Source organism: Pontibacter qinzhouensis (genome assembly GCF_008017455.1).
GTDB classification, from domain to species: Bacteria; Bacteroidota; Bacteroidia; order Cytophagales; family Hymenobacteraceae; genus Pontibacter; species Pontibacter qinzhouensis.
Window position 1 is genome coordinate 45,948 of record NZ_VRTY01000033.1, and the last position, 10,918, is coordinate 56,865.

Consider the following 10,918-nt stretch of genomic DNA (forward strand, 5'->3'; position numbering starts at 1 on the left):
TTTAAAGTAAAACTCCTCTGGCAGGGCGGGCCGAGAAAGTTGGTGGTAGGGCTTACTGAGGGTTAGGAACTGATCATGGTCTTTCTTTCGAATTCTGGAGTGTTCTTATCTGCTTCCTGTTTCAGCGGCTCCTCCTCCTGCTCTTCCTCAGCATCTTCCCCGTGTTTAAGTGTTGCCAGCAGTAGCATCAGGAACGGGGCAAAGGTGGTGGTGCCGATAAACCTGCCTGGCAACAAAATAATCAGGAACATGACCAGCAGCGGGTAATAGAGTTTCTTGTTTTTATCTGAAATGGCTGTATTGCCCAGAAGAAAATAATGAACAAAAAATATGAAAAAGAGCAGCAACCCAACCACGCCCGTGCTATAGAAAAGCATATTCAGGTCGCTATGAATAGGGCGGTCGGTACCGAAGTATTTGCGGCCAAACTCATGGGTGTCGAATAGCTTCACCCCGAACAGAAATTCAGGAATGTTGTCTTTGCTTTGGTGGTACTGAATAATATAGAGTGTTTCGAGGTAACGGCCTTCTTCTTCGTAGGTTTCTATGTTCTGGATGCGTTCCCGCCTTTCGAGCTGCGTCGTGAGCCGGTCTTCGTAGAGCGGATAGCTAAAAATAAGCGCGGCGGTAACCAGGAACAGGAAGAGCACCATTTTAAACAGCAGCTGCCGGTTGAGCAGGGCATAAATAATAATGGCTCCTGCCAGCATCCCTAACGCGGTGCGCCGCGTGTTAATCAGCAAAATACACACGTTGAGTAAGATAAAAGCCAGGTCGTTTAGTTTGAGCAGTATGCTTTTGTCTTTGTTCGAAACAGCATAATGTATGGCCAGAAACACCACAATCGGCACTATGTACATGCGGGAGGTTATAAGGAAGCCAGTAGTAAAGGCCTCGGTGTACGATTGCCCGATGTTAAACTTATTTGCCAGCACCACATACACCGGAATACAAATGAGCAGGAACCGGTTGTAAGGTTCAAACTCGCTTATAAAATCGTATCGCTCGCCAATATACCGCCCAACCGGAATCATGAGCAGGGCCGTAATCAGGCCGAGCAGGTACCTGGATGAGATAATAATGTCGCCGGCGTTGTAGATCCAGAGCAGCAGCAGGTACACCACGAGCATCAGAAAAACAGAGTCTGATTTTTTAAAGGGCTTAAACCGGAACACATACACCAGAATCATGCTCAGGGGCACGAAATAGCGAATGGCCGCATAAATTTTATCGTCTTTATAAAACCCATCAACCATATCGAACAAGACGAAGAAGATGACCAGGGCGTATATAAACTTGTGCTTTATGTCGTAAAAAAAAGCGACTGCCAGGAGTAAGGCAAGAATAAATAAAAGCATAGGCGTTCTCTCGTTAAGAGTTAGGAGTTAAAAAATGATTCACTCATCCTTCCACTCATTCATTCAAAATTTTCAAATCTCCAAATCAACCATTTAACAATTAAACCATTCAACAATCAGCGACCAACAATCAACAACCAGAAATTATTTCAATAAAAACCCTCTTCAAAAGCTTTTCGGGCATTTTTTGGTCAAGGGTATTGAGGGGTTAAAAGTTGCGGCTGAAGTTTAGGTAGTAGTATGTCTGCATTTTTTTGTAGAGCAGCAGCAGGTTAACCAGGGGCCGTGGTAGCCGGTTTAAGTAATAGAGCTTCTTCCAGTTGCGCTTAAAAAGCTGCGTATACTTAAATTGTTTTTCTATTTCGGTGCTTTTGGCCTTATGGCTCCCCCAGGCGTGCCTGATGCCGTTTTCGATAGCCTTTTTAGCAATAAATTCGTTCAGATAAAAATCGTTGCTGCGGTAGAGTTCGTACCACGATTCCTGGCAGGAGTCATGGTGCCCGATTCGGCCAAGCGAGTTGCTGAATACCATGTTGTAAGACGATAGCACCTGGGGTGTAAAGGCCATTTTATAGTCTTTCGCTACCTTGGCCCACATAAAGTAATCTTCGCCCCCGATCATGCCTACCGGAAACATACCTGCTTTTGCAAAAATATCTTTTCTGACAATGGTGGCAGAGGTCCAGGAAATTCTGTCTTTTAAGATAACCTGAAAATAGTCTTCTATAATACCCTCGGGCACATGCTGGCAATTGTAAATGGTTTTGTTCCGTTTCACAGCCTTATAGGCGCAGCCGTACATGCCGCAGTCGGGGTAGCGGGCAATCAGGCGGTTCATCTCTTCCAGGTAGTTCTTCTCCCAGAAATCATCGGCATCCAGAAAGGCAATATATTCGTTTTGGGCTTTGCCGATACCATAGTTCCGTGCAGACGATACACCTCCGTTTGGCTTGCTGTACACTTTTATGCGCGCATCGGTGGCCGCATAATTTTGTACAAGCCGCAGGCTGCCGTCTGTGGAGCCATCGTCTACAACAACAACTTCGAACCCACTCCAGGTTTGTACCAGCACCGAGTCGAGGGTTTTTGCAATGTGCAGCTCCTTGTTGTAGAGCGGAATAATAACGCTGAAGGCAGGATTAAGAGAGCTCATTTAACACTTGCTTTAGTACAACGTTATATTTCTTTATTTGCCTGGGTAACACTTCGCCGGCGCTTTTCCGTTGGCTCACTTCTCCCGAAATCCGGCTCAGGCAATAGAGCAGGCGCAGTTGTGGTACAGGCAGGCTAAGAGTAGCGGAGAGGTCGCTTAAATAAGTGGCTTCTCGCAGAATAGCCTTCGACCAGCTTTCCTTGTGTTGCAGAGCGGTGCTGTAATTATAATAATGTATATAATCTGTTATAAAAGAACCCTTAGCCGAGAACATGCTCCAATCTATAATCATTAGCTTATTGCCGAGGCAAAGCATGTTGCCGGGGTGCAAATCGCCGTGCGCACTGGTTATAGGCAGCCGAATGTTTTTTAAGATTGTTTCGGCATAACTTAGCAGGTCTGCCTCAAGGCCAAAGGCAATTAGTTGCCGCATCTTTTCGAGGTTAAAAGCCTCTGTTATGACATGGTGTGGGTAAGAGATCGCCTGGTGTAGTTTACGGTTTATAAACTGCTCCGCACTCTCCGGCATTTGACCGGAAACAGGTTTGCCGGTGGCCATTGTCAGGCCCAAAGGGTAAGGGCTCACCTCCAGCACATGCTCCGCCCAGAAGTCTGTCTGCAAGGCCGCTTTGTTGCCCTGTAGCTCCGCATGCCTGTAGTTTATTTTTTTAGGAGAAAAAAACTTATAGGTTTTACTTCCCAGATGGAAAATAAAAGTTCGCTGCTGCATAAGCTTGTAGGTCGATTTCAGGAGCTGGTTCATGATGTTTTTTTCTTCTTGTTCTTTATGAAAGCCAGAGCTTGTTTTAAATCAGCTATAAAAAACAGCCCGTAAGCCAGAGATCCTGTTGCGCCTGCCACAATGAGCTTGGCCAGCACTGGTATTGGCAGCAGCGTAAGCGCATAAATGATGCTGAGCATAACCAGGGCCGCAAACACAGGTTTCCTGAGCGCCCGGTACACATCCTGGTCGGTAATGTGGATGTACTTTTTCATGTAGTAATGAAAAAACAGCCGCGAGGTAGTATAGTGTATACACACTGCATAGCCAACACCCACAAGTCCAAAATACTTCAGCCCGAAATAGATGAGCGGCAGTGCTACCAAAAAAGTATTACACAGGTTCAGGGTAAAACTCACATTTGGTTTACCAATACCTTTGAGCACCTCGGCCGGTGTGCCTGAAATAGCGAAGATCATGGAAGCCACCGATAAAATGCGCAGTGGTGGAGCCGCTTCTAACCATTTCTCTCCGAATACCACCAGCATTATTTCTTCGGCCAGGCCAATAAAAAGGATCGAGATAGGGAAAGTAATAATGGCCGTAAAGCGCATAATTTTAAGATAGTACTCTTTTATTTTCTCCAGGTCGTCTTGCAGTTTGCTGTACACCGGAAAAAACACTTTGTTCAGAATGGAGTAGAGCTGAGCCCTCAGTACCTCCGAAAGGGTAAAAGCCAGCGTATATACCCCCAGGGCATGCGCGCTTACCAGCTTACCGATAACCAGATAGTCTACATGGCTCCTGAAGAAGTACAGAATGCTGTTTACCTGTGTATAGATGCTGTAACCAGCCAGGCTGGTAAGTAAGGTTTTATCAAAAACAAAAGTTGGTCTCCAACCGACTCTGAGCCAGTAGGAGCAGAACAAAACACTAGCCGTAACAATATATTTTACGACAAGGCTCCAAACCCCAAACCCCAGAAAAGCCATGATAATGGCCGTAGAGGAACCTATGGCAGTTCCGAGAATGGTGGTTTGAACCAGGCTTTTGAAATCGAGGTGTTTTGTGAGAATAACCCGCGGAATAATGGTTAATATGTTTAAGAAAAGGTAAAAGCTTAAAGCATTGAGTATCGGTAGCAGGCGCGGCTCTTTGTAGAACGAGGCTCCCAGCGGCGATACAAACAGGAAAAAGCAAAGAATAAAAGCACTAGCCAGAAGCAGCAAAAACCAGAAGGCGCTGGAGTAGCGGGTATTTGTAAACTCGTCCTCTTTTTTTTGAACCAGGGCATTGAACAACCCCATATCTGATACTACCTGCAAAAAGCCGATAATAACCATGGCCATGCCCACCACACCAAAAGCATCCGGAATAAGCAGGCGCGCCAGAATAATCTGCACCACAAAGTCAGTGCTGCGCGTTGCCGCCACACTAATCGTGTTCCACTTCAGCCCCGATATTACCTTCGATTTTACACTAGCTACTGCCATTACGAAATTTCTTCTTAATTAAATTTTGCGGTAAGCAAATTGGTATACACTTTACTGTGCTTGAATATTTCTGAAATAATAAAATCTCTTGCCTCGTTTACAGATAGCTTAGAAGTATCGATACCGATGTAATTCCCTTTCGAAACTACTTCAGCGACCTGTCTGAACTTGGCGATGTCGGCGGTGCTTTTTTCCAGCGTAATTTCATCCGGCTTTCTTTGTACCAGTGTTTCCGGGTCGGCATACAGAAAAAAGATGAGGTCGGGTTGGGGCAGAATAGACTCGTAAATAGTTTTTTTGCCGAATTTCTTATCGAGGAAGACAGAACCCGGAAATCGATCGATGAGCACCACGGCATATTTAGACCGCAGCTTAACCGGGAGCATGCGCAGGCAAAGCTCTGCAGGCAACACCAGAAAAGTCTTTAACACACTAAAAAATTTATCGACCAATTTTATTTTAAACTTGTGGTTGTAAAGCTTTTTACTGAAAGAGGAGGTCCAGCCGGTATCGCCCATGCCCAGGTATAGTTTGTTTGTTTTCAGGTTTAGCTTGTCGTCTACGGCTTTAATTAAAGTGGTTTTACCGGAACCATCGGTTCCCAGAAAAAGAACTTTTAAACCATACCCATATTTCAGATGTCTTTTGTTCCGCACCATTTTTTTCTGCTCGTACCGGAAGTGAGGCTCCAGAATATTCTGCAGTTTTTGTATGTTGTGCGGAAAAGAAAGCTCCAGCCAGGTGCGCAATGCTTGCACAACCGGAGCGCTTGCTTTTTCCAGTTCGGCATCATACAGGCTAATAAAGGAACTGAGGTAGTGCTTGTGTTTGTGCTCTAGTTTTCCGCGCTCTTTATAGCCCAGGTGCGCAGCATATAGCACCACGGCATGTATACCTTTTGGTCTTCTGATGCCTTTGCTGTTTAAGATAGTGTCTTGCATAGCCTCTTCCTGCCTGTTATAGCTAAAGCATTTGTCGGGCCCGTTGGCAAAAGACAGCGCATACTTTACATCCAGGTACAGGTCGGAGTTTGGCAGGTAGTAGAAGTAATGGTTGTAGTGGTGTGTTGGCTCTTTGCGCTTATACCAGCCACAGGCCAGCAAGGTCTCCTCAAATAGTTGCTTATGACCGGGGTGCACAAACAGATCGATGTCGTTAGACACCAAATCGCTTTCAAAGTCTGTCAGAAGAAAATAGTTGACAGCGTTCCTGTTCAGCGCCTGAAACAAAGTAACTAAACCTTCGTTCATTCGCTCCTGTGTCTCTTCTGATGTACTGTTTCTTAACATATTCTTCCGGGTAATGGCAGCATGTATAGGGCGTTGTAGCAGCTTTGCTTAAATGGCACAATCTAGTTTCATTTTCTCTGACCAGTTGGCAGCCTCTGCCGGGTACTGGCCATAAAAGATCATATCGAAAATCTTAAGGGCATCTTCTTTAGAGTACAAGCCAGACATAACATTAGGCCAGAAGTCTGCTTCTGCCCTGTAAATAATTTTGCTTATTCGAATGGGAATTTGTTTGTATGCCAGACCAGCCACTGTAGAGGCTCTGTGCAGGCCAACCTGGGCCTGCCATACCCATTCACCGTTCTCAGCCATCAGTACATAGGCCTGTATATCACCATCTGCGCTGTCGTTCCGTTTGTAGCCGTTCTTGCGCACCGATTCAAATATGTTGAACAGCCGGTCTGTTTCCACCTCCAGCTTGTAATCCGATACAGGCCCAGCCCAGGCCCAGCCATCTGCTATACCCAGGGAGGCTCCGTTCGTTTTGTTTTCCCAGGCCACCGATTTTTGTATCCGGGCTTTCATCTGGTCTGCCGAATCGTTGTTCCAGGGTAAAACTATAGCCCAGTAGGGTTCTTTATGTAGGGTGTGTGTGCTGTCTAGGCCTACTAATTCTGCTGCTGTTTCAGGCTGAAAACTTTTATAGTAGCTGTTTAAAGTAGCTTTGATTTTATTTCGGGGCGAATCGGATTTTAAGGCTTGTTGTATGGCCATAACATAGGGGTGCCGGCTTTGCTTTGTAAATGAGAACAGCGGTAAAGCTCTCCCTAAATCAAGTGAAGCCTCCATTACAACCGGCTGCTTGTTGCCCAGGTAATTAAGGCAAGCCGGGTTGGTAACGGTTTTGTCTAAATGTATAGGTTCAAAGTCTTCCTTTATAGGAACCAGTTTTAACCTGTAAGCACGAAGAAACTGATTGATCGATTTTCTCATGTCAATATTTAAGTTTGTCTGGGGTTTGCTGTTGCGTAATGCATGTTAGTATCTATAGCAAATTAGGTTACTGCAGCAAGTGCCAGGTACTACGCCAATGGAGAGTAAGCGTGACTGATGAACATGTAACCTGCTCTTTCAGGCAGTAAGGGCAACAAGCTTTTCTACTCCGTAGTACTCTTTGTACCACTCTGTAAAATTGCTGAGCCCGGTCTTGATGGAGGTACTCGGCTTATAGTTAAAGTTATGCATCAGGTCGTCAACATTAGCCCAGGTAGCGGTTACATCGCCTGCCTGTATGCCCTGCATTTCAAGAACCGCCTTTTTACCCATACATTTCTCGATCTCCTGAATAAAGCTCATTAGCTGTACCGGGTTGTTGTTGCCTATATTGTAGATGCAGTAAGGGGCAGTGGAGCGCGAGGGATCCGGTTGTTTAGGGTTCCAGTTGGCGCAGGGTTCAGCAGGTTTATCCATTACGTTAACAATACCGGTTACAATATCATCTATGTAAGTAAAGTCACGCTTCATTTTGCCATTGTTAAACACCTTAATAGGCTTATTATTAAAAATAGCATCGGCAAACAGGAAGTAAGCCATATCTGGTCGACCCCATGGACCATAAACAGTGAAAAAGCGTAGTCCGGAAGTAGGAATTCTGTAAAGGTGACTATAGGTGTGCGCCATCAGTTCATTCGCTTTTTTGCTGGCTGCATACAACGATACCGGGTGATCTACACTGTCTTTCACAGAAAAAGGCATGGTTTCGTTGAGGCCATACACACTCGATGAACTGGCATAAACCAGGTGCTTGATCTGGTTGTGCCGGCTTGCCTCCAATATGTTCAGAAAGCTTAATAGGTTAGACTGAGCATAGGCGTCGGGGTTTGTAATAGAATAGCGCACACCAGCCTGTGCCGCTAAATGCACAATTACATCGAACTGCTCGCGCATGCAAAGTGCCAGGAGCTCTTTCTTGTCTTCGAGGTTCATTCTGATAAACCTGTAGCCAGGGTATTTTAAGCTTTGTACTTCTGTATGCCAGTTTACCAGTTCCTCTAAAATACCGCTTTCGGCTAGCCTTGCGTATTTCAGGTTAATGTCATAGTAATCGTTTATGTTGTCTATTCCTACAACTTCATCTCCGCGGCAGAGGAGAGCTTTTGCCAAATAAGATCCGATAAAGCCTGCTGTTCCTGTAACTAATACTTTCATCTGGTGTGCTTATAGTAAGTAAGGGTACGTGTAGGGTTAATGCTTTCAGGAGATTCTGCTGACTTGGCCTGTAAAAAGTGCCAAGCGGAGGGAGGGCCACTTTCGGAGGTGTTATTCCTCTAAAAGATACTTTTGTTTTTATTGCTTTGGCTATAAACACGCTGCTCAGGACAAGCATGTTTATAGCCAACTTAAAGCCTGAACTTATTGAAAAACTATCTAGCTTGCCGCCGTTGCCAGGTTACAGGCTCAGTATTTAGCTGCTGTTCTCCGGGTATGGCTACGCCAGCCGTAGTTACTGTGGTAACCAGGTTATAACCTATAGTCAGTATTGCTCAGCTAAGTGTGCCTGCTCTATAAATTGCCTGTATGGCTGATGCCTACTGCTTAGGCAGGGTCAGAATTCCAGATGCGGCCCACATGCCGGTACTGGCTTACGCTTTTGCGGTAGCGCCTTTGGCTGCATACACTTTGTTGCCGTACTTGTTATCGAAACCATAGCCGTAGCCGTAGCCATATTGGCCTTTAATAAAGCCTCTGGGTTTTACACCGTTAAACACAATGGCTGCATTTTTAAGCGATTCGAGCTTGTTGTTCTGCGTAAAACGTTGTACCAGGCTCTTGGGCGTAAAGGCATGTCTGATCACAAGCAGTGTAATGTCGCAGTATTCCGATAGCAGGTAGGCATCTGATACAAGGTCGACAGGTGGTGTGTCAATAATGATATAATCAAACTCGGTTTCCAGGTAAGCAAAAAGCTCATCAACTTTTCCGTTAAGCAAAACCTCTGTGTGGTCGCCTATATTGACACCTGCAGACACCACGAACAGGTTCGGGATGTCAGTACTTATTATCATGTCTTTCGATCTGATGGAGCCGTCCAGGAACTCAATCAGCCCGTCTTGTTTAAAGACATTGAACAGCAGCGAAGTATTAGGATTGCGCATGTCGAAATCGAGCAGCACCACTTTCTTGCCTGATGCCGCCAGACTCAAGCTCAGGTTAGCGCTAACAAAGCTTTTGCCTTCTCCTGGAATGCTGGAGGTGACCATGATCTTCTTTTTAACAAAGTTGCGACCATATAAGCCCATAGTGGCTCGCATCTGGCGAAACTGCTCTACTACCACCGGCTCTTTGGAAACTTTGAAGAACTCATCTTTTTTAAATTTCACATTCGATAACTCTGCCACAATAGGAGCATTGGTACACTCCTTTATTTCGGAACGGAACAGTACTTTGCTGTTCATCATCTCTTTGCCCATTACAAAGCCGATGCTCATGGCTAAGGCTACAAAAATGGCTGTTAAATAAACATAAAGAGGTTTTGGGCTAACCGGCCATAACGAAGCCTCTGCCAGGTCTACTATACTGCTGCTGCCGGCAGTTGGGGCATAGGCCAGAACTGTTTCTTCTCTTTTTTGTAGCAAAAAGCTGTAAGCGTCGTTTTTAATGGCCTGCTGGCGTGTGATGTCAAGCAATTCTTTTTCTTTATGCGGAATAGACTGAATGGCAGAATTATACATGCCGTTAGAAGCCATCAGGTTCGATAAGCTGGTTTTCAGGTTTACACGCTGTGTCCGGATGTTTTCGATAATGCCTGGCTTCACTTTACCAATCTCCTCAGCCAAAGAAATCAGAATAGGGTTGTTCTCTGCTGTTGTATTTTTAAGTTTCTGATACTGGATTTCCAGGTTCTGGAGCTTTTGCAAAAGGTCTGACAGGATCGGATCGTTGATGCCCAGTGTGGAGGGGATACTGCCGGTAGAGGAATTTCTGGATACAACAAATTTTTCTATTTGGTCAAGTACCGATAAGTGGTTGCTGATTTCAGAGATGCGGCGGTCGTTGTCTCCGATGTTGCGCAGGTACAGTTTGCCTTGTTCATTCAGGTCTACGGCCCCGTTTGTCGCCTTGTAATGCACTACTTCATTTTCCAGGTCTTTGAGTTCTTTCTCTACCAACTGTATTCTGCTCTCCACAAAGTCGAGAGTATTAGCGGCAAGTTCGTTCCGATCCAGAACAGCCATGTCATTATAGCTGTTAATCAAGTAGTTAAGTATATCTTCGCTTCTTTCTGGCACCTCATCCCGCAGCCTTATATCTACTACTGTAGACAGCTTTCCGGACGGTACAATGGTGAGTTTGGCAACCAGCTGGTCTGTTACCTTGCGAGGGTCCTGGAGCGTGAAATATAGTGGGTTTGTTGCTGCAAAAAGCATGTTCTTGTTTTTCGAGAATTTCATTTCGCCATAAGGCGTATCTACCCACTCGTTTAGCGGGTATTTCATGCCGTCAAATTTTACTTTCTTTGTTTTGTTGTTGTAGGTAAAGTAAACCTGCACGGTCTGCTTAATATCTTCGGGGTTCTTGAGCTTAATTCTGATGGGCGAGCTGGTGTAGGCATTCGTCGATTTAAACTTCCCCTCCTCATAAATTGGAGCATAGAGGCTCAGTTTGTTTACCACCTGCTTCATGAGCGTGCGCGAGTGAATAACGTTTATTTCGTTCTCCACAATTTTGCTGGTAATAAAGGCATCTATTGATTCTGTCATTTTAGAGTCGTTCACACCTTTCTTCTCATCCTTTATGAGCAGAGAGGCAGAGGCTTCGTAAACTGGCGTAGCGTAGTAGTTGAGGTATGCCCAGCCCGCCATACAGGAAATAACCAGCAGGGTAAGGAACAGGGGCCAGTAAGGAGTAAATTTGTATACCAGGTCCAGGAACAGGCTGTTCTCGGTGGTAGATTTGTCTTTTGA

General features: G+C 45.3%; 8 protein-coding genes. All 8 read right to left on the reverse strand.

Going from position 1 to position 10,918, the window contains the following annotated elements; translation table 11 throughout:
* Positions 1–62: 62 nt before the first annotated feature.
* Positions 63–1,358, reverse strand: coding sequence for an O-antigen ligase family protein (locus FVR03_RS10500; RefSeq protein ID WP_147921704.1), 1,296 nt, complete (start codon positions 1,356–1,358; stop codon positions 63–65).
* 208 nt (positions 1,359–1,566) lie between these two features.
* Entirely contained in the window at positions 1,567–2,511 is a 945-nt protein-coding gene (locus tag FVR03_RS10505; protein WP_147921705.1) for a glycosyltransferase family 2 protein, read from the reverse strand.
* On the reverse strand, positions 2,498–3,274 hold the full coding sequence (locus tag FVR03_RS10510; protein ID WP_147921706.1) for a phosphotransferase: 777 nt from the start codon (positions 3,272–3,274) through the stop codon (positions 2,498–2,500). Before FVR03_RS10510 ends, FVR03_RS10505 begins: the two co-directional genes overlap by 14 nt.
* Positions 3,271–4,725 carry a lipopolysaccharide biosynthesis protein gene (locus tag FVR03_RS10515; protein ID WP_147921707.1) on the reverse strand — a complete coding sequence of 485 codons (1,455 nt, stop codon included), beginning with the start codon at positions 4,723–4,725 and terminating at the stop codon, positions 3,271–3,273. Before FVR03_RS10515 ends, FVR03_RS10510 begins: the two co-directional genes overlap by 4 nt.
* 14 nt (positions 4,726–4,739) lie before the next feature.
* Positions 4,740–6,014, reverse strand: coding sequence for a nucleoside/nucleotide kinase family protein (locus tag FVR03_RS10520; RefSeq protein WP_147921708.1), 1,275 nt, complete (start codon positions 6,012–6,014; stop codon positions 4,740–4,742).
* 48 nt (positions 6,015–6,062) lie between these two features.
* Positions 6,063–6,947 carry a hypothetical protein gene (locus tag FVR03_RS10525; RefSeq protein WP_147921709.1) on the reverse strand — a complete coding sequence of 295 codons (885 nt, stop codon included), beginning with the start codon at positions 6,945–6,947 and terminating at the stop codon, positions 6,063–6,065.
* 138 nt (positions 6,948–7,085) lie between these two features.
* Complete coding sequence (locus FVR03_RS10530) at positions 7,086–8,162, reverse strand: NAD-dependent epimerase (protein WP_147921710.1); 1,077 nt, start codon at positions 8,160–8,162, stop codon at positions 7,086–7,088.
* Positions 8,163–8,596: 434 nt separating this feature from the next.
* A partial coding sequence (locus FVR03_RS10535) for a GumC family protein (protein WP_369410452.1) occupies positions 8,597–10,918 on the reverse strand: 2,322 nt, incomplete at its 5' end.